The organism is Cutibacterium granulosum, assembly GCF_900186975.1.
Classification (GTDB): Bacteria; Actinomycetota; Actinomycetes; order Propionibacteriales; family Propionibacteriaceae; genus Cutibacterium; species Cutibacterium granulosum.
In genome coordinates, this window is the sequence record NZ_LT906441.1 from 1,555,635 (window position 1) to 1,581,045 (window position 25,411).

Sequence of the window (25,411 nt, forward strand, 5' to 3'; positions counted from 1 at the left end):
TGCAGATCAATTTCCATGGTGTTGAAATGGACACATGGACGCACAGGTCATGCGGATGGGGCTCGACGTCGGTTCGACGACGATCAAGGCTGTGGTTTTCGACGGCGATCCGGGCGCGGACGCCCCGATCCTCTTCGAGGACTATCGCCGACATCGAGCTGACATCACCGGTGCGCTTGCCAGCCTGCTCGCCGATGCCGCCGAGGCCCTGCCCGCACGCCGCGTCATCGCATCGGTGACGGGATCGGCCGGACTGGGCACTGCCGATGCCCTAGGAATCCCGTTCATCCAGGAGGTCATGGCCGAGACCGCTGCGGTGCAGCACTGGAACCCCGATGCCGACGTCCTGCTGGAACTCGGTGGTGAGGACGCCAAGATCACCTACCTCAAACCGGTACCGGAACAGCGCATGAACGGCTCGTGCGCCGGCGGAACCGGTGCGTTCATCGACCAGATGGCCACCCTGCTGCACACCGACGCCCCAGGGCTCAACGAACTGGCGATGAACGCGTCGATGACGTACCCCATCGCCTCGCGATGTGGCGTGTTCGCCAAGTCGGACCTGCAACCGCTCATCAACGACGGTGCCCAGCACGAGGATCTTGCCGCCTCGGTCATGCAGGCGGTGGCCACCCAGTGCATCGCAGGTCTGGCCTGCGGCCGTCCGATCCGGGGACAGGTCGTCTTCCTCGGTGGCCCGCTGCACTTCATGCCGAGTCTGCGACATGCCTTCGCCACGATCCTCGACGGCAAGGTCGACGAGTTCGTCACCCCGGAGCGTGCCCAGCTCTACGTCGCCATGGGAGCGGCTCTCACCGCGCACGGCACCTCCATCGGGATAGACGAGCTGGCACGGGTCGCCCGACACAGCCGGGCCGCCACCGGCGTCAACCAGTCCATGCCCCCGCTCTTCCATGACGAGGAGGAACTGGCGTCCTTCCGCGCCCGACATGCTCGCGCAAAGTTGCCACGCATCCCCATCGGCCACGCCAAGGGAGAACTCTTCCTGGGGGTGGACGCCGGCTCGACGACGATCAAATCCGTCGTGCTGGACGACTCCCTCAACATCGTCGCGAGCTCCTACGCCTCCAACGAGGGCGATCCGGTCAATGCCGCGGTGCGGATCCTCGCCGACCTGTACGACGAACTGCCCACCGGGGCCGTCATCGCTCGAACCTGCACCACCGGGTACGGGGAGGGACTCGTCAAGGCAGCCCTGGGCGCCGACGATGGTGAGGTCGAGACGATGGCCCACTACCGCGCTGCGGCCCACCTGTGCCCCGGGGTGACCTCGATCATCGACATCGGTGGTCAGGACATGAAATACCTGCGCGTCGTCGACGGGGTCATCGACTCCATCAGCGTCAACGAGGCCTGCTCATCGGGGTGTGGCTCCTTCCTGCAGACCTTTGCCGCCGGTATGGACACCGACATCCGCAGTTTCGCCGCGATGAGCCTGGACGCCGAGCACCCGGTCGATCTGGGCAGTCGCTGCACCGTGTTCATGAACTCCTCGGTCAAGCAGGCGCAGAAGGAGGGGGCCTCCCCCGCCGACATTGCCGCCGGATTGAGCTACTCCGTGGTGCGCAATGCGCTGTACAAGGTCATCAAGCTCACCGATCCGGCCCAGCTCGGCGACAAGGTCGTCGTGCAGGGGGGCACCTTCCTCAACGACGCCGTGCTGCGTGCCTTCGAACTGCTCACCGGACGGGAGGTGGTTCGTCCCTCCGAGGCCGGTCTCATGGGTGCCTACGGAGCTGCCCTCACGGCACGTGCCCGGTTCCACGCCGGGGAACCGGCCGGTGTGGGGTTGCGAGACCGTGGCGAGCTCGACGGTTTCGCCGTGGAGACCCACCGCGACGACTGCATGCTGTGCCAGAATCACTGCCAGCGCACCATCTCCACCTTCTCCGACGGTCGCGTCTTCGTGTCGGGGAACCGCTGCGAACGTGGCGCCCAGGTGGACAATCGCAAACTCAAGCGAGCCCCCAAGTCGGAGCTGCCCAACCTCTTCGAGGCCAAGTACAAGCGGCTGTTCTCCTATCGCCGACTCACTGCCAAGAAGGCGTACCGTGGCGACATGGGCATCGCCCGTTCGCTCAACATGTACGAGAACTACCCGTTCTGGTTCACGGTGCTCTCCACGCTGGGCTATCGGGTGATGATCTCGGGGCGGTCCAGCCATGAGATGTTCGACAAGGGCATGGAGTCGATCGCCTCGGAGAACATCTGCTACCCCGCCAAGCTCTCCAATGGCCACATCGAGGACCTCGTGCAACGCGGCGTCAAGCGGGTCTTCGACCCATGCATCCGCTTCGAGCGGGTCTCGGTGGAGCAGGCCGATGCGCATTTCAACTGCCCGGTGGTCGCCTCCTACCCCGAGGTCATCCGGGCCAATGTCGACTCCCTGCGTGAGCAAGGTGTCGAGCTCATCTCGCCGTTCCTGTCCCTGGCCAATGAGGACAAGCTCGCCGAGCGTCTCACCGAGATCTTCGCCTCCGACGGTGTCACCCTGGAGGAGGCCCGGCGCGCCGTTGCCGCTGGAACCGCCGAGGACGAGGCCTTCCACGCAGACATTCGACGGATGGGTGAGGAGGCGCTGGAGTACATGCGCGTCCACGACGTGCCCGGCGTCGTGCTGGCCGGACGCCCCTACCACGTCGATCCCGAGATCCATCACGGCATCCCCGAGATGGTCAACTCCTTGGGCATGGCGGTGCTCACCGAGGACTCGGTGGCCCATCTGGGAGCCGATCTGCTGGAACGTCCACTGCGGGTGCGTGACCAGTGGATGTTCCACTCCCGGCTCTACCAGGCGGCGGCATTCGTGCGCAGCCAGGGCAACCTGGAACTCGTCCAGCTCAACTCGTTCGGTTGTGGGCTGGACGCCATCACCACCGATCAGGTACGGGAGATCCTCGCTGCCCGCGACCGCATCTACACGACGTTGAAGATCGACGAGGTCTCCAACCTCGGCGCGGCACGCATCCGGGTGCGTTCCCTGCAGGCCGCTGCCAAGGAGCGGGCCAGTCAGGAGGATCGTCCGGTTGTGAACCATCAGGTGTCGGCCTCCCCGGTCCGGTTCACCAAGCAGATGCGCAAGACCCACACCATCCTCGTCCCCCAGCTGGCCACCTACCAGACGGCCATCGCCGAGGCGGCGTTGCGTTCGTGCGGCTACCGGGTCGAGGTGCTCAAGGTGGCGTCCCACGACGACATCGAACGGGGGCTGGCCGTGGTCAACAATGATGCCTGTTTCCCCGCCATCGTCGTCATCGGGCAGCTCGTCTCGGCGTTGAAGTCTGGCAGGTACGACCTGGACCACGTCTCGCTGTTCCTCACCCAGACCGGCGGCATGTGTCGGGCGACGAACTACATCGCCCTGCTGCGCAAGGCCCTCAAGGATGCCGGATTCGGGCAGATCCCCGTCATCGCGGCAAGCCTGCAGGGTCTGGAGGACAACCCCGGGTTCAAGCTCACCGGTCCGCTCGTCCATCGCATGGCCCAGGCCGTCACCCTGGGCGACCTCATCCAGCGTGTCCACCTGCGCACTCGCCCCTACGAGGCCGTGCCCGGTTCAGCCGACGAGCTCATGCAACGGTGGCAGACGATCTGTCGGGAGCACTTCGAGGACGGAGGCACCTCCCCCACCTGGGGACGACGTACCAGCTACTCCGCACTGGTGCGCGGCATCGTCGACGCCTTCGAGGCCCTGCCGTTGCGTGACGAGCCACGCAAACCGCGAGTGGGGGTGTTGGGTGAGATCCTCGTGCAGTTCCATCCCGATGCCAACAATCACATCGTCGAGGTCATCGAGTCCGAGGGGTGCGAGGCCGTTCTGCCCGGGCTCATGTGGTTCGTGCACAACGCCCTCACCAGTGGCGACTACAACTGGAAGACGTTTGGCACCGAGAAGTGGAAGCGCTTCCTCAAGAAGGGGTTCCTGGCCGTGCTCCAGCAGTACCAGAAGCCGGTGGACGCCGCCCTGGGCACCTCCCAACGTTTCGAGGTGCCCACCCACATCTCGCGAATCGTCGAGGAGGCGCAGCAGATCGTCCAGTTGGGCAACCAGTCCGGAGAGGGCTGGTACCTCGTGGGCGAGATGATCGACATGATCGAGGAGGGGGTGCCCAACATCTGCGTGGTGCAGCCATTTGCCTGCCTGCCCAACCACGTCACGGGGCGCGGCATCTTCCGTGAGATCCGTCGGCAGTACCCACACGCCAACGTCGCCTCCATCGACTACGATCCCGGTGCCTCACAGGTGAACCAGCTCAACCGCATCAAGCTCATGGCTGCCACGGCACGGGACCGGCATGAGGAGCTCACGAACGTCGAGCAGGGTGCGCCGATCCGTGGGGAGCACGTCGCTGGTGGCGGCTCGGCCACGAATGGTCCAGGCGCAGCCTCAGGTACGCAAGGTGGGGATCAGGATGGTTCCGAGCATGCCGGTATGGCTGGGGCCGTTGATCTCAAGGACGCCCGTGGTGCCGTCTCACTCGGTGTCATGTGAGGTGACGGCGGCCCAAGCCCTGCCCTGCTTCTAGTCGCCCAGCACCCATCGGCGCATCCCCCCGCCCACCGGGCGCGGCTCGACATCCACCGATGACCGAGGCCGGGACCCGCTGGGCCCCGGCCATCACGTGACGACTCTGTTTGGGATCGCGTCGTCACCAGGTGCGACGTCGTCCTGGATTGCGTCGTCGTCACCAGGTGCCGACGACGGTGGGCCACAGGTCAGCGGCCGGAGGATTCCACGAATCGGCCCGGGCCACCACCTGCTCACCGGAGCGGATGTCCTTCACCTCGTCATCACCACGGACCCCGTCGTGCACCGATCCGGGGAACCACACGAACGGGATCGAGCGACGGTCGGCATAGCGAATCTGCTTGCCGAACTTGTCCGCCTTGGGGGCCACCTCGCACGGAACACCACGGGAGCGCAGCTGGCGGGCGATGTGCTGGGAGACCTCTCGATCATCCTCGGTGTTGACGGCCACGAGTACGGCGCTGGGCACGCTGCGGCTCGCGGCGATGCTGCCCTTGCCGATCATCGGGGCGAGCAGCCGGGTGAGCCCCAGCGAGATCCCCACCCCGGGGTAGGTGTGCTTGCCGTCGGAGGCCAACGAGTCATAGCGTCCACCAGACGACACCGACCCCATCGACTCGTGCCCCGAGAGCATCGTCTCGTAGACCGTGCCGGTGTAGTAGTCCAGGCCGCGGGCGATCTTGAGGTCGGCCACCATGCGGCCGGGCACCTCGCGGTTCACCGCACCGACCACCCGGTTCAGGGAGTCCAACCCCTCCTCCAACATGTCGTTGTGCACGCCGAAGTCACGCACCTGCTCGATGAACGACGAGTCGGAGGTGCAGATCCCGGCCAGGGCGACGCACTTGTCGGCCACCTCGTCGGACAGGCCGAGTTCACCCGTGAGCAGCTCCTTGACGGCTGCCGGACCGATCTTGTCGTACTTGTCGACGCGCTGCAGCACGGCTGCGGGTTCCTCGATGCCCAGGCCGCGGTAGAACCCCTCGGAGAGCTTGCGGTTGTTGACGTGCATCGTCACGGTCGGGAACCCCAACTCGGTGTGCAATCGCTCCAAGGCCTCGAGCATCACCAGCGGGGCCTCGATGTCGTGGTGCTCGGCCAGGGTCTCGGAGCCGACGATGTCGATGTCGGCCTGGGTGAACTCGCGGTACCGGCCCTCCTGGGGGCGTTCGCCACGCCACACCTTCTGGATCTGGTAGCGGCGAAATGGGAACGAGAGGTGGCCGGAGTTCTCCAGAACGTAGCGTGCGAATGGCACGGTGAGGTCGAAGTGCAGCCCGAGGTGGTCGTTGGGGTTGGGCTTCTCGCCGGGTTCGGCGTGCAGCCGGTTGACGACGTACACCTCCTTGTCGATCTCCCCCTTGCGGGTGAGCGATTCCATCGTCTCCACGGCGCGGGTGTGGATCGGTGCGAACCCATGCAGTTCGAAGGTCTGCTCCAGGATGTGCGTCACATGGTTCTCCACCATCTGGCCCTGGGGCAGGAATTCGGGAAAACCGGACAGAGGCTTGAGACGAGCCATGGAACGTTCCTTCGAGACAAATCGTTGAGTGGATGGGTCGGATGTCGACCGGTTCGCCGGGCCGGGAATGCCAGACCAGCAGATCGAGTGACGATCACGCGGTCGCGTGGGCCAAGTCTATCCGCATCACGAGGTGCAGGCCGCATCACAGTTGCAGGTATGGGTTGACCTTCTTCTCATACCCCATCTGGGTGCTGCCACCATGGCCGGGTAGGACGTGTGTGGCATCGGGAAGGGGCCACACGACGTCTCGCAGACTGCTTGTCATGGCGTTCGGGTCTCCCCCGGGCAGGTCGGTACGGCCGATGGCTCCGGCGAAGAGCACGTCACCGGAGAAGATGATCGGGCCGTGCTCCTCGTCCACGAAGCGGATCATGGAACAACCGGGGGTGTGGCCCGGGGCATGGATGAACTCGAGGTCGAACCCGGCGACCTCGTGGTGGGTGTCGGGCATCACGTCCACAACCGTCTCGGGTTCGGTGAGGTGGGTGGTGCCGTAATGGTTCATGACCAGGGGCAGGGCGAAATCCGCCAGTCCCTCCATCGGTTCGCTGAGCAGATGACGGTCGTCGACCGGGCAGTAGGACGGGATCTCGTGGAGTTCACTCACCTCACGTGCTCCCCCGACATGGTCGATGTGACCGTGGGTGAACACCATCCCAGCTGGGCGCAGGTGGTGAGCGGTGAGGGCCTGCTGGAGCGGCTCGACACATCCCATTCCGGGATCGACGATGACGGCGTCACCGCCCTCCTCGTGGGCCAGGACGTAACAATTTTCCGAAAATGGTCCGATGACGAATGACACGATGAGCACAAACCGATTTTATCGGGCAAAATTGGCTCCATGAGTCAAGATACAGGTCCGCAGTCCTTCGGCCGAGTCGACGATGACGGGACCGTCTACGTCCGCACATCCTCTGGTGAGCGGTCCGTCGGACAGGTGCCGGATGCCAGCCCCTCCGAGGCGATGGAGTTCTTCGTCCGTCGGTTCACGTCGTTGCAGACGGAGGTCGAGTTGCTCGAGTCGCGGGTGTCCTCGGGTTCCGTGGCACCAGCCGAGGCGCAGCGCACGGCAGCACGGCTGTCGACGTCGATCGAACAGGCCAATGCCGTCGGCGATCTGGAAGGTCTCAAGGCCAGGGTCGACGCTCTGGCTCCCACGATCGAGGCCAAGGCGGAGGTTCGCCGCGAGGAGCGCGCTGCCGCCCATGCCGAGACGAAGGCTGCCAAGGAGCGCATGGTTGCCCAGGCCGAGGAGATCCTTCACTCCAACGACTGGCGAGGCGGAGTGGGGCGGTTCCGCAAACTGCTCGAGGAGTGGAAGCAACTTCCGCGCATCGACCGCAAGACCGACGACGAGCTGTGGCACCGATTCTCCACGGCGCGTACCCAGTTCACCCGGCACCGCAAGGCGCACTTCGCCGAGCAGAACGCCGTGCGGGAACAGGCCCGCAGGATCAAGGAACAGATCATCGAGCGGTCTCGCCCGCTCGCCGACTCCACCGACTGGGGCACCACGTCTCGGGCCTTCCGTGACCTCATGAATGAGTGGAAGGCCGCTGGCCCGGCTCCGCGCGACGTCGACGAGAAGTTGTGGAAGGAGTTCCGCGGCATCCAGGACGTCTTCTTCGACGCGCGTGCCAAGGCCCAGTCCATCCAGGACGAGGAGTACCGCGGCAACCAGGAGGCCAAGGAGAAGTTGCTCGACGAGGCGGAGCAGAAGATCCTGCCGGTCAAGGACGTCGAGGCTGCCAAGGAGGCGCTGCGCGACTTCCTCACCACGTTCAACGAGATCGGCCGGGTGCCTCGCGACGCCATGCGCAGCATCGACGCTCGGGTCAAGGATCTGGAGGGCAAGGTCCACTCCGCCGAGCAGGCTGAGTGGAAACGCACCGATCCCCAGGCCAGGGAGCGTGCCCAGGCCACCGTCGACATGCTCACTGCCCAGATCGACAAGCTCAAGACCGACGCTGCCAAGGCAGAGGCGGATGCCAGGACGGCTGCTGCCGCCAAGGCTCGCGAGTCCATCGCCACCTACGAGTCCTGGCTCGACCAGGCTCGCAAGGCTCTCAAGGACTTCACCTCCTGAGGTGCTGGCCCGGGGTGATGTCGTGACCGGGAGTCAACGTGGGGCTGGGGGGATCTCCCGGCCCCACGTGTTGCGTCGTGCCCGTCACGGTACGTGGTCGGCCCTGCCCGTGTTCCCTCGGGCCATGCTGCCGACGCCTGGATTCCCGGCGCACGGCTGCCCATCCGGTGCACCAGGTTCCGTTGGCGCCTCCCAGGTTCTGCTGCCCCGGCAGACTCCGTTCTATCCCCGCAGATCCCGTGAATTCGGCACCGCCACGGGCAACAGCTGACGGGGTGCTCAGGCCTTGACGCGATACACCTCGTAGACCCCGGAGATCCGTTTGATGGACTCGATGAGGTGGTGCAGATGAGTGGTGTCGGGTGAGACGAAGGTGAGACGCAGCTGGGCGATGTGATTCTTCGCGGCACTCATCTCCGCGGAGACCAGCGAGACGCCCTGCTCGGCGATGACCCTGCCGGTGTCACGCAGCAGCCCGGAACGATCCAGCCCCTCCACCTGGACGGTGACGAGGTATCCGTCGGCCTTGGCACCGGTCCACGACACCGGGATGATTCGCTCGGGGAACTTCAACAGGTGCTGGGCGTTGGAGCAGTCACGTCGATGGACCGACACCCCCTCGGAGCGTGTGACGAATCCCATGATCTCGTCACCGGGCATGGGGGTGCAGCACTTGGCCAGTTTGACGAGCATGTCCGGGTCGCCGTCGACGACGATGTCGCCGTTGCGCTGCCTGCTGGGCTTGGCGTCGGTGACAGGCAGATCCTCTCCGGCATCGGCGACCGTCTCCTCGGCCCCGCCCCCCAGGTCGATGAGTCGATCGACAACCGTCTGGGCACTGATGTTGTGCTCCCCCACGGCTGCGTAGAGGGCGTTGACGTCGCTCACGCGCAGTTCGTCGGCAACGGCGGTGAGGTATTCCAGGGTGAGGACGCTCTGCAGGTAGTGGGCCTGGTGCTTGATCTGCTGGGCAATCGCATCGCGGCCTCGCTCGATGGACTCCTCCCGGCGTTCCTTGGTGAGGTACGACTTGATCTTGGACCGGGCCCGTCCAGAGGCGACGAACCCCAGCCAGTCGCGGCTCGGCCCGGCGTCGGGTGCGCTTGAGGTGAGGATCTCCAGCACGTCGCCATTGCTGAGTTCGGAGTCCAGTGGCACCAGGCGTCCGTTGACACGTGCCCCGATGCAGCGGTGGCCGATCTCGGTGTGCACCGCGTAGGCGAAGTCCACCGGTGTGGCACCCTGCGGCAGGGCCATGACGTCACCCTTGGGGGTGAAGACGTACACCTCGCGGGAGTTGATCTCGAAGCGCAGCGCGTCGAGGAACTCGTTGGGGTCATCCTCCTCGTGGGACCACTGATTGAGGTTGTGGACCCACGAGAGGTCCGAGCCGTCGGCCTGCACCTTCTTGCCGACCGCGTTGGGGTCCTCCTTGTACTTCCAGTGGGCGGCGACACCGTACTCGGCGCGACGGTGCATCTCGTGCGTGCGGATCTGGAACTCGACGGGGTGGGCGCCCGGTCCCAGCACGGTCGTGTGCAAGGACTGGTACATGTTGTACTTCGGCATGGCGATGTAGTCCTTGAACCGGCCGGGAAGCGGGTTCCATCGCACGTGCATGACGCCCAAGGCAGCATAGCAGTCCCTGGGGGTGTCGACGAGGATGCGCAGACCGACGAGGTCGTAGATGTCGGAGAAGTCCCGGCCACGCACCACCATCTTCTGGTAGATCGAGTAGTAATGCTTCGGGCGCCCGTAGACCGTGGCCGTGATACCGGCCTCGGTGAGGTCGGCACGGACGATCTCGATGACCTCCTTGAGCTGTTTCTCACGCCCCGGCGCCCGTTCGGCGACGAGATGGACGATCTCGTCGTAGACCTTGGGCTGCATCGTGGCGAAGGCGAGGTCCTCCAGCTCCCACTTGATGGCATTCATACCAAGGCGGTGGGCCAGCGGGGCGAAGATCTCCAAGGTCTCCTTGGCGATGCGATTCTGCTTGTCCGGACGCAGGTAACCCAGGGTCCGCATGTTGTGCAGCCGATCGGCAAGTTTGATGACGAGCACCCGGATGTCTCGGCTCATGGCGATGACCATCTTGCGGATCGTCTCGGCCTTGGCCGAGTCGCCGTACTGCACCTTGTCGAGCTTGGTGACGCCGTCGACCAGTTGGGCGATCTCCTCGCCGAAATCCGCGGTCAGCTGCTCCTTGGTGTAGGAGGTGTCCTCGACGGTGTCGTGCAACAGCCCGGCACACAGGGTCTGGTCGTCCATGCCGAGTTCGGCCAGGATCATGGTGACGGCCAGTGGATGTGTGATGTACGGGTCGCCGGAGATGCGTTTCTGGCCGCGATGGTAGTGATCGGCGGTGTCGAAGGCACGCTGTAGCAGGGCGACGTCGGCCTTGGGGTGCTGACTGAGCACGACAGCCAGCAGCGGGTCGAGCACGCCCTGACTCTGAGGTTTCGGGCTGCTCCACCGGATGAGACGCTCCCGCATCCCCATGCGGGGCTGTGGCGGCTTGTCCGGGGCCTTGCCGGGCACGCCCAGGGCGGACTTGCTGCCGTGGTACGGGCCATAGACGCTTTCGTCGGCCATGGCGGCGACCTCCTTCACATCTATGGTTTTGGCCAGTTTAGTGCCTTGGCGTCTGGTACGTGGGCAGATGCCCACAGCGAACTGAGAACCGGAGTGTGTCGTGGCGCGTTCAACGCCCGCGACGTGCCCCAGGATGATCGTCTGCTTTCAAGGGTGCGCACGCCCGGGAAACGGTGTGCCCTCGGCCCCGGGCGTCCCGGACGCTCACGCAGGATGCAGCGACGTGAGTGCCACGATCTCGGTACCACGTGGGAGGGCCACCGGGGTGTTGCCGACGTGCCGGATCGCCCTGTGTTGAATCATCCAGGGCCGAATCACTTTGTGCCGGATCTCCCTGTGCTGAATCGTCCTGGATCGAACCGCTCGGTGTCGAGTCGTTCCGTACCAAATTGTCCTGGGATCCCGCGTCTCGGGGACGGCCGTGGTAGGGCTCAGACCGTGAGCACCGAGCTGAAGGAGTCGATTCCTGAGTTGGTGAGGGCATCGCGGCCGTGCAGGAAGCTGAGCTCCATGAGCACCGAGACGTGGACGAGCTCCACGCCCAGTTGCTTGAGCAGGTTCGCGGTGGCGACGGCCGTGCCGCCGGTGGCCATGACGTCGTCGACGATCATGACGCGCGACCCGGGCTTGATGGCGTCCTGATGGACGGTGAGGGTCTCCTCCCCGTACTCCAGGGCAAAGGTCTCGGAATACACCTGGCCGGGGAGCTTCCCCGGCTTGCGCACCGGCACGAATCCAGCCCCGATGGCCAGGGCCACCGGAGCGGCGAAGAGGAAGCCGCGAGCCTCCATGCCGACGACCACGTCGATGTCGCGTGGGGAACGCAGCACCAGTTCCTCGATAGCTGCGGAGAAACCGTTGGGGTTGGCCAGCAGCGGGGTGATGTCCTTGAAGACGACCCCGGGCTTCGGGAAGTCCGGAACGTCGCGGATGAGGCTTTCGATGAGCTCACTCTTGGATTCCATCATTTCTTCCTCTGGGAACGAGTCATTCGACGGGGTTGGGGACGTGCGGAGCTGGCGGACGAGGTGGATGACTCGGCAGCTTCTCGTGCGACCGACGAGCTGGGTGGCATCCCTGCCCCATCGGCAGCATCATCGGCTGAGCTGGCACTCTCCCCAGCACCCGACTCCTGGGACCTACTGCGGGTGCGATCGGCGGCCTTTTCCTCCTTGGTACGGCGACGCAGCACCTTCGCGTCGTGGTCCTTGACGACGCGCTCGTTCCTGCGGAACTCGGTGAGTAGCGGGGTGGCGACGAAGATCGAGGAGTAACCACCGGCGAGCATACCGACGAACAGCGCCATGCCGAGGTCCTGCAGCGGGCCGGAACCCAGGATGAACACGCCGGTGAACAGCAGGGCTGCCACCGGGAGCACACCGATGATCGTCGTGTTGACCGAGCGGACGAACACCTGGTTGAGGGCCCGGTTGACAGCCTCGTCATAGGTGTACGGGGATCGATCGAGGTCACGGGTGAGTTCGCGAACCTTGTCGAACACCACGACGGTGTCGTAGAGCGAGTAACCCAGGATCGTCAACATACCGATGAGGGTTGCCGGGGTGAACGCGAATCCGACCAGGGCGTACACACCGAGGGTGACGATGAGGTTGTTGAGCAGGCCGAGCATGGCCGTCACCGACATCTTCCATTCCCGGAAGTACGCCCAGATGAGCAGCATGACGAGCACGAGGAAGACCACCAGGGCCTGGACGGCCTTCTTGGTGATCTGGCTGCCCCACTGACTGCCCACCTTGGAGTAGGTGACCGAGGACTCACTGGATCCGGATGCCTTGGCAATGCCCTTCTTGAGGGTGGTGACCTCCGAGGAGTCGAGGGCGCGGGTCTGGATCTGCACCTGGTCGGATCCGAGTTCGACGACCTGGGTGCCATCCAGCTCGGGCAGACCGGTGTCGAGGACGGCACGGCGAATGTCGTCGGCGCTGGCGCTGGTGGCAGAGACGTTGGCCCGGAACTCCACGCCGCCCCGGAAGTCGATGCCCAGGTTGAGTCCGCGGAAGATGAGTCCGCCCAGGGCCACCAGGATGATGACCGCCGTGACGACGTACCAGCGCTTGCGGTGCGGGATGAACTGGTAGGTGAGTTGGCCGGTGTAGAGCTTGTGGGCGAATCCGGTTTTCTGGCCGGTTGCCGCCCTCCGTTCGTCGTTCGTGGTCACCTCGGTGTCCTGGTTCTCCACGTCGGCAATCGTCGAATTGGGCATCTCAGGCCTCCTCGGACGTGTTGGTGGCGGATGCGTGTGCTGTGCGACGGGATCGCGCCGTGCGTCGACGCCTCCTGCCCAGCAGGGCATCCTGGGTCACACCCATGTGGGCTGCCTCCAGGCCGGATCCACGGCGTCCCTCACCCCAGAACTTCGTGCGTCCCAGCAGGATGATGAGTGGGTGGGTGAAGAAGAAGCAGATGAAGAGGTCCATGAGGGTCGTGAGGCCCAGGGTGAAGGCGAATCCCTTGACCTGGTCCACCGACAGCAGGAACAGCACGATGGCCGACAACAGTGAGACGCCGTCCGCCATGAGGATGGTGCCGCGGGCCTTCTGCCACCCGGTCTCCAAGGAGCGTCGCAGGGTTCCGCCGTCTCGGATCTCGTCTCGGATACGTTCGAAGTAGACGATGAACGAGTCGGCGCTGATGCCGATGGCCACGATGGCACCGGCGATACCGGCCAGTGAAAGGGTGAAGCCCACGGCAGGGCCGAGCAGCACCATGGCTGCATAGGTGCCCAGGCCGGCAACCAACAGTGATCCGATGGTGACAGCGCCCAGTCCGCGGTAGTAGATGAGCGCGTAGGCGGCCACGAGGACCAGGCCGATGATTCCTGCGATGAGACCTGCATTGAGCTGCTCACCACCCAAGGTCGGCGAGACGGTGTCGACGCTGGAGACGTCGAAGGACAGTGGCAGGGCGCCGTACTTGAGGACGTTGGCCAGGTCGTCGGCGGACTCCATGGTGAAGTTGCCGGTGATCTGCGCCTCCCCCGCAGTGATCGGGCACTGCCCTCCCTTGCTGCCGTCCAGACGCGGCGCGCTGATGACCTTGCCGTCCAGGACGATGGCGAACTGGTTGCGCGGGTCCTGCTGGCTGCACAGGTAGGTCGTCGCGTCGGCGAAATCCTTGGCACCCTTGGAATCGAACTTGAGGCCGACCCCGTAGCCCATTCCATTGCTGAGCTGCTGCTGGTTGGCGTCGGTGACGACGGTGCCGGGGAAGGCGACCGGGGAGAGCATGTACTTGAGCTGCTTCTCACGGTCACAGGTGATGAGCGGCTTGCCCGGCTCGTCGGTGATGGGATCGCCACACTTGAACTTGGTGAAGGCCTCCTGGTCCGCCTCGCTGGGCTGCCATTTCTGGGCGGTGGCCACGCTGGGCTCAGCCTTCTTGTCCTTGGCGGAGGCGCTGGGGCCGGAACTGGCACTGGCCGAACTGCTGGGAGCTGCCTCGGGCAGTGTCGTCGCCTTGATGCCGTTGGGTCCGGCGGACGGCGAGGCCGAGGGTGACGGTGAGGCTCCGGCATCCGGTGCCCGGTCGTAGGTGTTCACCATGCGGAATCCCAGCTGGGCCGTCTGCCCCACCATGTCGACGAGTTTCTCGGAGTCCACGTTGGGGGCCGAGACGACGATGTTGCGATCACCCATCGTCTTGACCGAGGACTCACCGACTCCCAAGGAGTTGACGCGCTGCTGGATGATGACGCGTGCCTGCTCCAGGCTGGTCGGGGTCACGGACTTGTCGTTGGTGCTGCTGGCGGTCAGCGTCACTGACGTGCCGCCCTTGAGGTCCAGGCCCAGACGTGGCGTCCACGTCCGGGTGGCCGCCATGAGCACGTACATGGCAAGAATCAAGACGAAGAAGATCGTCAATGTCCTGCCCGGGCGCGGTTGTTTCTTCTGAGTTGCCACAGTCGAGGAATCCTTGATCAGACGACGTCACTCACCGGTTGACCGGAGAGACTCGTGATGGGGTTGTGCCGCGCGTCAGTCGCGCTGCTCTCCAGCCGAAGGGTACTCCCCCTCGGAGGAGATGGTGGTGTTCGTGTCACCGTCAACGGTGGTGCTGGCGTCGGGAAGCGAGTCATCGGACTCGGCAGTGGTGTCTTCCGACGCACCTTCCGTCGGATCGGCGGGGGCCTCCTGTGCCGAGTTCTCGGCCGGCTCGTCGATGTCTTCGGGCTGATCCTCGGCAACGATGAATTCCTCTTCGGAATCCGTCACCTTGCGCATGACGGCGGCCTTGAGCACGACGACCTTGACGTCCGGGGCCAGCTCCACCCACAGCTGCTTGTCGCCAATGGTGTCAACGGTGACGATGACACCGCTGTGCAGCAAGACCCGGTCGCCGGGGTGCAGCGAGGACTCCAGGGTCTCGCGATCCTCGTTACGCTTCTTCTCCTGGCGTCGTGTGACCAAGGACATCACGACCAGGATGACGATGAAGATGAGGATCGCGGGCATCAACTGCGCGAACGCGTTGGAGCTCTGAAGGGGCATGAGGTTGCTTTCTACGACGGAACGCTGGCGCACATATGATACCCGCCCATCCCTCCAACGGCGAAAAATGACCGCTGTCGTGCTGATGAGCAGACGATGTCACCGACAGCGCCGGGCCTCGGTCGTGCGGCGGGCACGACCACGGGCGCAGTCCGTTCCAGCAGTGACTCAGAACAGCTGTGTGCGGTTCTGCGGGGGTTGCATGCCCAGGTGCTGCCAGCCCCGTTCGGTGGCGACTCGGCCACGTGGGGTACGCATGAGGAATCCCAGACGAACCAGGAAGGGCTCGGCGACCTCCTCGATCGTCTGCGGCTCCTCCCCCACGCTGATGGCAAGGGTCGACAACCCCACCGGGCCACCGTGGAACTTGCCGCAGATGGACTCTAGGACGGCACGGTCCAGACGATCCAGGCCCAGCTCGTCCACCTCGTAGAGGTCCAGGGCGGCAGCAGCGACCTGTGGGGTGACGGGTGTCTGGGCATGGACGTCGGCGTAGTCACGTACCCGACGCAGCAGTCGGTTGGCGATACGTGGTGTGCCTCGGGAACGGCTGGCGATGGTCGACGAGGTGCCCTCGGCCAGGTCGACCCCCAGCACCTCGGAGGACCGCTCGACGATGCGCGCCAGGTCGTTGGTGTCGTAGTAGTCGAGCTGAGCGGTGAACCCGAATCGGTCTCGCAGCGGCCCGGGCAGCAGTCCGGCCCGGGTCGTTGCCCCGACAAGGGTGAAGGGTGGGATGTCGATGGGGATGGCCGTGGCCCCCGGGCCCTTGCCGACGACGACGTCGACTCGGAAGTCCTCCATGGCCAGGTAGAGCATCTCCTCGGCCGGTTTGCTCATGCGGTGGATCTCGTCGAGGAAGAACACCTCCCCCTCGGTGAGTGAGGAGAGGATGGCTGCGAGGTCACCGGCGTGCTGGATCGCCGGACCGGACGAGATGCGAATGGGTGCGCCCATCTCGGCGGCAATGATCATGGCCAGGGTAGTCTTGCCCAACCCGGGAGGACCGGAGAGCAGGACATGGTCAGGGGTGCCACCGCGACTGCGAGCGGCAGCGAGTACCAGGCCAAGTTGATCGGCGACCCGCTTCTGGCCCTGGAACTCGGCCAGAGCGCTGGGTCGCAGGGCGACCTCCTCAGCCTTCTCCGGGGGATCTGCCCACGGCGTCACCGGTGAGGTCTCCATGATCGGTCGTCCTTTCTCGAATGCACCCCTGACCCAACACTGTCACCATGACGCGACATCCTTCGCACGACAAGGATGTGCTGGCCAAGGTCCCAGTCTGCCGCGCCGGGGATCATGGCCTTGCCGTTCTCGTCGCGCCCGGTTGTCGGTGCAAGGGGGTGCAGGGTCATCGTGCCAGACTGCGCAGTGCAGCTCGCATGAGCACCCCGAGGGAGGCCCGGGGATCGTCGTCCTTGAGTGGGGCCACGGTCTCGACGGCCTGCTCGGCATCATGCGTGGACCAGCCCAGCCCCTCCAGCCCTTCCATGAGCTGCTGGCGCCATGACGTGTCGGTGCTGCTGGGAGCAGGCGTGGCCGAGGGGCCACCCTCGAGGTGCACGGCCTTGTCCTTGAGTTCCACCATGAGCTTGGCCGCGGTCTTCCTGCCTATCCCCGGTACGGTGCACAGGGCTGAGACGTCCTCGCTCTGCAGCACTTCCTTGAGACGGGCGGCGTCCAGTACCGAGAGGATCGCCAGAGCCAGCTTGGGGCCGACGCCCACCGCCCCCAGGACGATGTCGAAGGCATCCCGATCAGCCGTCGTGGCGAATCCGAAGAGGCTCAGGGAATCCTCCCGTACCACCAGGGAGGTGTCGAGATGAATTTCTTCCCCCATCCGTGCTGCGGCGGCGGTGGCCGGTGGGCAGGACGCGCGTATTCCCACCCCGCCCACGTCGACGACGACCCAGGTGGGTCCGGCGGCCGCAACCGTGCCACGCAGGTGAGAAATCATGCGAGGAAATCCTTCCATCATGAGTGCGATCGCGGTGGTTGCCGGGACGGCCCCCACGAATCATCGGTGGCACGAATCATCGGAGGCGCCATCGGTCAACCAGCCGCGCGATGCCACGCACCCCTGATCATCGCAGGTGGTGCTCCTGCCAGGTGCGTGGAGTGGAGCGTTGACGCCACGTTCGTGCCGGTGAGTGCTGTTGGGCGGCCATCGCTGCCTCGATCCGGCTCTGCGTACCGCCACGCCAGATGTGCGTGATGGCCAGGGCGACCGCGTCGGCAGCGTCGGCGGGGGTGGGAGGCTTCTCCAAGTGCAGGACACGAGCCACCATGAGGCCGACCTGGGCCTTGTCGGCCCGGCCAGAACCTGAGATGGCCGCCTTGACCTCGCTGGGGGTGTGCACCCCCACCGCAACCCCGTGACGAGCGCCAATCATCTGGGTGAGTCCCATGGCCTGCGCGGTACCTGCCACGGTGCTGCGGTTGTGCTGGGCGAAGACTCGCTCCACCGCCATGGCATCGGGGTGGTGGGCGTCGAACCACTCCTCCAGACCGTCGTGGATGCGTAGCAGACGGGCACCATGATCCAGATCGGACGGGGTGCGTATCACCCCCACCCCGAGCAGCTCCAGTGGGGTTCCGACTCCCCCGCGTACGATTCCGACACCACAACGCGTCAGACCCGGGTCCACCCCCATGACGGTGAGGCGGGACCCGGGTCGGCGTGAGATGTCGGCGTTCAGTCCTCGTCCTCCTCGAGGGCGGCGGCGAGCTCCGGGGTGATGTCTGCATTGGTGTAGACGTTCTGCACGTCGTCGAGATCCTCGAGCAGCTCGGTGATCTTGGCGATCTTGCGGGCATCCTCCAGCTCGACGGGCTGGGCGAAGCCGGCACGGAACTCCACCTCGGCGGAGTCGTAGTCGATGTCGGCAGCCTGGATGGCCTTGCGGACGTCGACGATGGCGTTGGGGTCACAGATGATCTCGAAGGCCTCACCCAGATCGACGATGTCCTCGGGCTCGGCCTCGAGGGTGGCCTCCATGAGCTGATCCTCGTCCACCTCGTGGGTGGTGGTCTTGCGTCCCTCGGTGACCTCGAAGGTCTTGGAGACGGTGACGACGCCCTTGCGCTCGAAGAGACGCTGCACCGAACCGCCGTCCGCCATGGTGGCGCCATTGCGGGTCACGGCGACGCGCACGTCCGACACGGCCCGGTTGCGGTTGTCGGTGAGGCACTCGATGAGCATGGCGACGCTGCCGGGGGCATAGGCCTCGTACATGATCGTCTCGTAGTTGACGGCGTCGGCACCCTCACCCGAACCGCGCTTGACGGCGCGATCGATGTTGTCGTTGGGCACCGAGTTCTTCTTCGCCTTCTGGATGGCGTCGTAGAGGGTTGGGTTGCCCGAGGGGTCCCCGCCACCGGTGCGGGCGGCAACCTCGATGTTCTTGATGAGCTTGGCGAACAGCTTGCCGCGCTTGGCGTCAATCGCCGCCTTCTTGTGTTTGGTGGTGGCCCACTTGGAGTGACCGCTCATGTAGGCAGTTCCTCGCTTCCTCGGCTCAGTGTGATGGTGAAGACAGCCGTCAGTGATGTGCTGGCTGTTACGCAGACGGTGTTCCATATTACACTTCCGAGGCCTGCCGGAAATAGTGAGTATCCGATGCCCTGCGGTGTCTGCTCGCTCAGTCGTGTGGTTGCGGCGATGCGTCGGCTGGTACGGACCCCTGGCAGACGTCCAGGGCATCGGCCACGGTGAAATTGCCCACGTACAGGGCGGTGCCGACGATGGCCCCCTCCACCCCGATGGGGACGAGTCCACGCAGCCGGCGCAGATCCTCCAGGGTGGAGATTCCGCCCGAGGCAATGATCCTGCCCTGGGTGCGGGCGCAGACCTGGCCGAGCAGTTCGTAGCTGGGGCCGGTGAGCATTCCATCACTGGTGACGTCGGTGACGACGTAGCGTCGGCAGCCGGCCTGCTCGAATCGGCTCACGACGTCCAGCAGGTCCCCACCGGACTGCGTCCAGCCGTGGGACTCCAGCACCCCGTCGCGCACGTCCAGGCCGATGGCCACCTGGTCGTCGAACCGGTGGATCATCTCGGCGCACCACTCGGGCTGCTCCAGGGCAGCGGTGCCGATGTTGACCCGGCTCGCGCCGGCGTCCAGGGCCGCAGTGAGGGACTCGGTGCTGCGAATACCACCCGAGACCTCGACGTCGATGTCGAGATCACCGGTGATGCGACGAATGATCTCGGTGTTGGCCCCATGACCGAAGGCGGCATCCAGGTCGACGACGTGGAGCCATTGCGCACCAGCACGCTGCCATGCGGTGGCGATCTCCACCGGGTCGCCGAAGACGCGCTCGGAGCCGTCCACCCCCTGTCGCAGCTGCACGGCGCGACCGTCCTTGACGTCGATGGCGGGCAGCAGGATGAGTTCTTCCACACGCCCGACAGTACCAGCTGGTGTCTTTGCGCCCATCTGCTTGACATGCCCCCTGCCACATCTACGGTGGAGGTACATCACCACAGCGAGTATGCGCAGCGATGCCTCGCCCCAGCGACGGGAGAAATCCATCATGACATTTGATCCCAAGATTCCCTCCACCACCGAATCCGGTGAGACGCGACTCTCTGACGAGAAGTCCCTGTCCGTCGGCGCGGACGGTCCGCTCATGCTCCACGACGTTGCCCTGGTGCAGAAGCTCGCCCGTTTCGACCGGGAGCGCATTCCGGAACGCAGCCCACACGCCAAGGGATCGGGGGCCTTCGGTGAGTTCACCGTCACCGGAGACGTGAGCAAGTACACCAAGGCATCCTTCCTGCAACCTGGGGCCACCTGCCGGGTCTTGGCCCGATTCTCCGCCGTTGCCGGTGAGCTGGGTGCCCCCGACACCTGGCGGGACGTGCGCGGCTTCGCCCTGAAGTTCTACACCGACGAGGGCAACTACGACATGGTGGGCAACAACACCCCAGTGTTCTTCATCAGGGACCCCATGAAGTTCCCCGACTTCATCCACTCCCAGAAGCGTCTTCCCGATTCCGCACTGCGCAGCAAGAACATGCAGTGGGATTTCTGGACCCTGTCACCGGAGAGTGCCCACCAGGTGGCCTATCTCATGGGCGACCGTGGCATCCCACGCACGTGGCGGCACATGAATGGCTACTCCTCCCACACGTACATGTGGGTCAATGAGGCCGGGGAACGGTTCTGGGTGAAGTACCACTTCATCTCCGACCAGGGCGTGGAGTACCTCTCGAACGAGGATGCCGACCGGATTGCCGGTGAGGACTCCGACTTCCACCGTCGCGACCTCTTCGAGGCCATCGACCGTGGGGACTGCCCGAGCTGGACCCTCAAGGTGCAGATCATGCCCTACGAGGAGGCCAAGACCTACCGGTTCAACCCCTTCGACCTCACCAAGACGTGGTCCAAGAAGGACTACCCGCGTATCGAGGTTGGCCGCTTCACCCTCAACGAGAACCCGACCAACCACTACGCCCAGATCGAGCAGGCCGCCTTCTCCCCGTCCAACGTGGTTCCCGGTATCGGTTTCAGTCCCGACAAGATGTTGCTGGCGCGTGTGTTCTCCTACCCCGACGCCCAGCGCGCCCGTATCGGCACCAACTACAACCAGTTGCCGGTCAATGCCCCGATCGTCCCGACGAACTCCTACGACAAGGAGGGCGCCATGCAGTTCGAGCACAGCGGTGACGCCCCGGTGTATGCGCCCAACTCCTACGACCGGGCCTACCAGAGCGGTGATGTCGTCGACGAGGCGGGTTGGGAGACCGATGGTGAGCTCATGCGCGCCGCCTACAGCCTGCATGCCGAGGATGACGACTTCGGACAGGCCCACACCCTGGTGCGGGACGTCTACGACGACGCCTCCCGTGAGCGGCTCGTCGACACCGTCGTGGGGATGCTCGACGAGGTCGAGGAACCGGTGCTCTCGCGGGTCTTCGAGTACTGGAGGAAGATCGACCGACAGGTCGGCGAGCAGATCGAGAGTGCGTACCGGGCGCAGTGACCGCACCCTGAGGTTCCCGCGTCCCATCTGACGGTTCCCCCACCTGACGGTTGGGGTGCCGCGTGGGAGCGGGAACCTCTCAGCTCCACCCAGGTCCTGGAGCAGTCGGGATGTGGCCGAGCGGGATCAGACCATCGCCAGCCAGTTGCGCAGCAGCTGGATGCCCGCCGGGCCGGACTTCTCCGGATGGAACTGGGTGGAGCACAGCCGGCCGCACTCGATTGCCGAGACGAAAGTGCAGCCGTCATGACACGTGGTGGTGGTGCGTACCGGGTGGCCGTTCCGGCCTGTCATGGCATGGGCTGACTCGGGACCCGCCGCAGTGTGCCCGATGGCTCCGGGCGATGCCGTCCCCGTGCCGGTCTCGGGATCGGTCGCGTCATCCCCAGTGTGCGCCAGCGCAGCCGCATCACCCTCGACGTGCGCCAGCGCACAGGGGCTCACCGTCACCACGGCACAGGAGTGGACGAAGTAGAACCGCTCCCCCGATATTCCCGTGAACAGTGCAGTGTCAGCTGGGGGATGCACCGTGTTCCACCCCATGTGTGGCAGACGCGAAGTGGGCATGGGGACGACCGTGCCGGGCAGGCACCCCAACCCATCGACCGTCTCGTCTCGTTCGGTGCCCTGCTCGAAGAACATCTGATGACCCACACAGATGCCCAGCACCGGGCGCTCCCCCCGCTGGACCAGCTCCTGCACCTGCTGCACGCCGTTGATGCGTCGCAGGTTGGCCATGGCCGTGCCGAGCGCTCCCACCCCGGGCAGCACCACAGCGTCGACAGCACTGAGCATTCGAGTCTCCGAGACGAGCTTGGGGTGCGCCCCGGCCTTCTGCAACGCCTGGCACACGGAGTGCAGATTGCCCGAACCGTGGTCGATGACTCCGACGAGCGGGCCACGTCGACCACAGATGGCAGGATCCGGGACGCGACCAGTCCCCCTGTCATGCACGTCGCCGGGCTTTCCGATCGGCTCAGGCATCAAGGGTTCCCTTCGTGGACGGCACACGTCCCGCACTACGCGGATCGGGTGCCAGGGCCACACGCAGGGCTCGAGCCAGTGCCTTGTACTGTGCCTCACAGATGTGGTGTGGATCGCGTCCGGCCAACAGCCGCAGGTGGATGCACAGCCCGGCATTGAGCGCCAACGAGGTGACGACGTGATACGTCATCGACCCCTGATAGGCCACCCCGGAGCCTCCGATACGGGCATAGGCCTGTGCCTCGGGCTCACCGGTGCACGAGACGTAGGGGCGTCCGGCGACGTCGACGACGCACTGTGCCATGGCCTCGTCCAGAGGGATGGTGGCCTCACCGAATCGGGTGATGCCGACCTTGTCGCCCAGTGCTTGGGACATGGCCTGACCCAGGGCGATGGCGGTGTCCTCGACGCTGTGGTGGCCGTCGATCTGCAGGTCGCCGGTGGTCGTGACGCGCAGGTCCATCCCGGAGTGTCTGGCAAGCGTGGTGAGCATGTGGTCGTAGAACCCCACCCCGGTGTTGATCTGCGAGCATCCACTGCCGTCGAGATTGATCTGCAGGTCGACCTCGGACTCACTGGTGTGACGGACGATGTGTGCGGTGCGTTCAGTCATCGTGGCCTCCTGGGACGTGGCGGGGATCCCTCGTCGCCGCAGAGTCCGTGGTTCTCGGCCCAGGATCGCCGTGTCCCGCGTCACTGGGGCCGGCGGGCAGTCGGGGCGAGGTGGAGATCACCTCGATCATCGCAGCCCGGAACTCCGACATCTGCTCCGGGGTGCCGGCACTGACGCGCAGGTAGCCCTCCGGCCCGACCTCGCGCACCAGCACACCGCGTTCCAGCAGTGTGGTGAAGACGCTGTGTCGGTCGGCGAATCGACCGAAGAGCACGAAATTGGCCTGGCTGGGCACGACGTCCAGGCCATGACGAGCCAACCAGGTGGCTGTCTCATCTCGGGTGATGCGCAGTTCCGCCACCTTGTCGAGCATCTGCGGGGCATGTGACAGAGCCACCCGGGCGACGGCCTGGGTCGGTGCCGAGAGGTGGTATGGCAGCCGTATGACACGCAACGCGTCGACCACGGCGGGGGCGGCGACGGCGTACCCCACTCGCCCACCGGCCAGGGCGAAGGCCTTGGAGAGAGTGCGTACCACGATGAGACGGCCATGCTTGGGCAACAAGGCGATGGCGGAGTCGTCCGGGGCATCGGAGAACTCCTGATAAGCCTCGTCGACGACGATCATGGCCGTGGTCCGCTCACAGATCTCGTCGATGACCGAGACCGGAATCGCGGTTCCAGTGGGATTGTTCGGGGTGGCAATGAGCACCACGGAGGCATGGGAGTCATTGATGGCCTGCACCGCGTCATCGACGTCGAGACCGAACCATCTGTTCCGATCGGCAGTGACGTAGTGCGAATGGGTGTTTCGGGCATATTCGGGATACATGGAATACGTCGGAGTGAAACCCAGCACCGTTCGTCCCGGCCCGGCGAAGGCCTGCAGAATCTGCACCATGACCTCATTGGAACCATTGGCCGCCCACACCTGGGTGGAACCGACCCCGAAACCGATGTAGTGGGCCAGGTCCTCGCGCAGTCCCAGCGCCTCCCGGTCCGGGTACCGGTTGAGGGTCTCGGCCGCCTCGGCCACGGCCCGGGCCATCTCGCGTCGTATCGCGGGGCTCGGTGGGTACGGATTCTCGTTGACGTTGAGCGGTACGGGCACCTCGAGCATGGGAGCCCCGTAGGGCTGCTCGCCGACGAGCTCGTCACGCAGCGGAAGATCGGCCAAGGTGATCGGATTGACGTGCGAGATTTTCCCGAGGTCGCGCTCAGTCATGGGTGTCACCCTTCCTGGCTTCCCGACGCACGGAGATGGCATTGGCGTGACCGGGCAGGTTCTCGCTGTGGGCGAATCTCTCGACACCGTCGGCGACCTGCGTCAAACCATCGGCGTCGTAATCGATGACGTGCATGGCGCGCATGAAGGAACGTACCGTGAGCCCCGAGGAGTGACGGGCAGCTCCGCCGGTGGGAAGGACGTGGGTCGATCCCGCCGAGTAGTCCCCCAGCGACACCGGGGACCACTCCCCGACGAAGATGGCCCCGGCATTGTGGATTCGGGCGGCCACCTGCGCTGCATTGGCGGTGTGAATCTCCAGGTGCTCGGCGGCGTAGTCGTCGACGACGGCAATTCCCTGCTCCAGGTCACGGACCAGCACGATCGCGGACTGCTGTGATCCGAGTGAGGTACGGATGCGGTCGCGATGCGTCGTGTTCTCGATCATGGGGTCAAGCTCGCGACGCACCTGGTCGGCAAGCTCCGGACTCGTCGTGACGAGGACGGCGGCAGCCATCGGGTCATGTTCGGCCTGACTCATGAGATCGGCGGCGACGAACCGGGGATTGGCCGTCTCATCGGCAAGAATGGCGATCTCGGTGGGGCCAGCCTCCGAATCGATGCCCACGATCCCCCGTACGTGACGCTTGGCGGCAACAACGTAGATGTTCCCCGGTCCGGTCACCATGTCGACGTGGCGGCACAGTCCGGCAACACCGTGGGCGAACATGGCGATGGCTTGGGCACCCCCCACGGCGTAGACCTCATCGACCCCGAGCAGACGACACAGGGCGAGGATGTTCGGGTGCGGCAGACCGTCGAACTCGGCCTGCGGCGGGGAGGAGACGGCGATCGACTCGACACCGGCCACCTGGGCGGCCACGACGTTCATGATGACGCTGGAGGCCAGTGGTGCCAGCCCACCGGGCACGTAGAGCCCCACCCGTTGCACCGGAACGATGCGTTGGCGCACATGGGCACCGGAAGCGAGCTCCACCTGGTGTGAACTCGTCTCCAGTTCGACGGCCTCGCACACGCCACGGCGGCGACGAATGGATTCCTCGAAGGCAGCTCTCAGCTGTGGGTCCAGCTCGGCCAGGGCCTGGTCGAGCTGGTCGGTGGGAACACGAAGATGTGGGGGAACCACATGGTCGAATCGCTCACTGAACTCTCTCAGGGCCTCCTCACCTCGGTCCCGAACCGCATCGCAGACTCCCACGACGTCATGCAGCGCCGTCTCGACGTCGAACGTGGCACGGGGAACGATGGTGCGGTAGTCCTCGAGGTCCTTCCCGCAGATGTCGATTGTTCTCACCATGACGCAAGTGTACGAGGGCG

Annotated in this window: 19 protein-coding genes; 3 read left to right on the top strand and 16 right to left on the bottom strand. The window is 65.2% G+C overall.

Annotated elements, in window-relative coordinates:
• The first annotated feature begins 34 nt into the window (after window positions 1–34).
• The gene (locus tag CKV91_RS06660; protein WP_411791905.1) at window positions 35–4,513 is read left to right on the top strand and encodes an acyl-CoA dehydratase activase-related protein; all 4,479 of its coding nucleotides are present in this window, start codon (window positions 35–37) and stop codon (window positions 4,511–4,513) included.
• A 193-nt stretch (window positions 4,514–4,706) separates the two neighbouring features.
• On the opposite strand, the gene hisS is transcribed toward CKV91_RS06660, so the two are convergent.
• Both hisS and CKV91_RS06670 read right to left on the bottom strand, forming a co-directional pair.
• Entirely contained in the window at window positions 4,707–6,071 is a 1,365-nt protein-coding gene (gene hisS / locus CKV91_RS06665) for a histidine--tRNA ligase (RefSeq protein WP_065860664.1), read from the bottom strand.
• A 145-nt stretch (window positions 6,072–6,216) separates the two neighbouring features.
• On the bottom strand, window positions 6,217–6,885 hold the full coding sequence (locus tag CKV91_RS06670; RefSeq protein WP_065860663.1) for an MBL fold metallo-hydrolase: 669 nt from the start codon (window positions 6,883–6,885) through the stop codon (window positions 6,217–6,219).
• 30 nt (window positions 6,886–6,915) lie between these two features.
• On the opposite strand from CKV91_RS06670, the gene CKV91_RS06675 reads away from it, so the two are divergent.
• Window positions 6,916–8,160 (top strand): DUF349 domain-containing protein, encoded by a 1,245-nt coding sequence (locus CKV91_RS06675; protein ID WP_023035328.1) that lies wholly within the window; start codon window positions 6,916–6,918, stop codon window positions 8,158–8,160.
• A 279-nt stretch (window positions 8,161–8,439) separates the two neighbouring features.
• Here the strand turns inward: CKV91_RS06675 and CKV91_RS06685 are convergent, their stop codons facing one another.
• The 10 genes from CKV91_RS06685 to priA form a co-directional block, all read right to left on the bottom strand.
• Entirely contained in the window at window positions 8,440–10,755 is a 2,316-nt protein-coding gene (locus CKV91_RS06685) for a RelA/SpoT family protein (protein WP_021105856.1), read from the bottom strand.
• Between the two features lie 431 nt (window positions 10,756–11,186).
• The gene (locus CKV91_RS06690; RefSeq protein WP_021103356.1) at window positions 11,187–11,720 is read right to left on the bottom strand and encodes an adenine phosphoribosyltransferase; all 534 of its coding nucleotides are present in this window, start codon (window positions 11,718–11,720) and stop codon (window positions 11,187–11,189) included.
• Window positions 11,720–12,979, bottom strand: coding sequence for a protein translocase subunit SecF (secF, locus tag CKV91_RS06695; RefSeq protein WP_021105855.1), 1,260 nt, complete (start codon window positions 12,977–12,979; stop codon window positions 11,720–11,722). The genes CKV91_RS06690 and secF overlap by 1 nt, the downstream gene beginning before the upstream one ends.
• 1 nt (window position 12,980) lies before the next feature.
• Window positions 12,981–14,606, bottom strand: a complete 1,626-nt coding sequence (gene secD / locus CKV91_RS06700) for a protein translocase subunit SecD (protein WP_036957582.1) — start codon at window positions 14,604–14,606, stop codon at window positions 12,981–12,983.
• 144 nt (window positions 14,607–14,750) lie between these two features.
• Entirely contained in the window at window positions 14,751–15,263 is a 513-nt protein-coding gene (yajC, locus tag CKV91_RS06705) for a preprotein translocase subunit YajC (RefSeq protein WP_021103359.1), read from the bottom strand.
• 168 nt (window positions 15,264–15,431) lie between these two features.
• Entirely contained in the window at window positions 15,432–16,448 is a 1,017-nt protein-coding gene (gene ruvB / locus CKV91_RS06710) for a Holliday junction branch migration DNA helicase RuvB (RefSeq protein WP_021105854.1), read from the bottom strand.
• A 166-nt stretch (window positions 16,449–16,614) separates the two neighbouring features.
• Window positions 16,615–17,220, bottom strand: coding sequence for a Holliday junction branch migration protein RuvA (gene ruvA / locus CKV91_RS06715; RefSeq protein ID WP_021103362.1), 606 nt, complete (start codon window positions 17,218–17,220; stop codon window positions 16,615–16,617).
• Window positions 17,221–17,347: 127 nt separating this feature from the next.
• The gene (gene ruvC / locus CKV91_RS06720; protein WP_021103363.1) at window positions 17,348–17,917 is read right to left on the bottom strand and encodes a crossover junction endodeoxyribonuclease RuvC; all 570 of its coding nucleotides are present in this window, start codon (window positions 17,915–17,917) and stop codon (window positions 17,348–17,350) included.
• A gap of 41 nt (window positions 17,918–17,958) precedes the next feature.
• Window positions 17,959–18,756: a YebC/PmpR family DNA-binding transcriptional regulator gene (locus CKV91_RS06725; RefSeq protein WP_021103364.1), complete on the bottom strand. Its 798-nt coding sequence runs from the start codon at window positions 18,754–18,756 to the stop codon at window positions 17,959–17,961.
• Between the two features lie 148 nt (window positions 18,757–18,904).
• A complete protein-coding gene (gene priA, locus CKV91_RS06730; RefSeq protein ID WP_021105852.1) occupies window positions 18,905–19,666 on the bottom strand; it encodes a bifunctional 1-(5-phosphoribosyl)-5-((5-phosphoribosylamino)methylideneamino)imidazole-4-carboxamide isomerase/phosphoribosylanthranilate isomerase PriA in 762 nt (253 codons plus the stop codon).
• A 133-nt stretch (window positions 19,667–19,799) separates the two neighbouring features.
• Between priA and CKV91_RS06735 the strand changes: the two genes are divergently transcribed.
• Complete coding sequence (locus CKV91_RS06735) at window positions 19,800–21,251, top strand: catalase (RefSeq protein ID WP_021103366.1); 1,452 nt, start codon at window positions 19,800–19,802, stop codon at window positions 21,249–21,251.
• A 126-nt stretch (window positions 21,252–21,377) separates the two neighbouring features.
• On the opposite strand, the gene hisH is transcribed toward CKV91_RS06735, so the two are convergent.
• From hisH to hisD, 4 genes are read right to left on the bottom strand one after another with little or no spacing between them, the layout of a single operon-like run.
• Window positions 21,378–22,235 (bottom strand): imidazole glycerol phosphate synthase subunit HisH, encoded by an 858-nt coding sequence (hisH, locus tag CKV91_RS06740; protein ID WP_065860661.1) that lies wholly within the window; start codon window positions 22,233–22,235, stop codon window positions 21,378–21,380.
• Window positions 22,228–22,848 (bottom strand): imidazoleglycerol-phosphate dehydratase HisB, encoded by a 621-nt coding sequence (gene hisB, locus CKV91_RS06745; RefSeq protein ID WP_065860660.1) that lies wholly within the window; start codon window positions 22,846–22,848, stop codon window positions 22,228–22,230. Before hisB ends, hisH begins: the two co-directional genes overlap by 8 nt.
• Window positions 22,841–24,073, bottom strand: a complete 1,233-nt coding sequence (locus CKV91_RS06750) for a histidinol-phosphate transaminase (protein WP_095140995.1) — start codon at window positions 24,071–24,073, stop codon at window positions 22,841–22,843. The genes hisB and CKV91_RS06750 overlap by 8 nt, the downstream gene beginning before the upstream one ends.
• Window positions 24,066–25,391, bottom strand: a complete 1,326-nt coding sequence (gene hisD / locus CKV91_RS06755) for a histidinol dehydrogenase (RefSeq protein ID WP_065860659.1) — start codon at window positions 25,389–25,391, stop codon at window positions 24,066–24,068. The genes CKV91_RS06750 and hisD overlap by 8 nt, the downstream gene beginning before the upstream one ends.
• Between the last annotated feature and the right edge of the window lie 20 nt (window positions 25,392–25,411).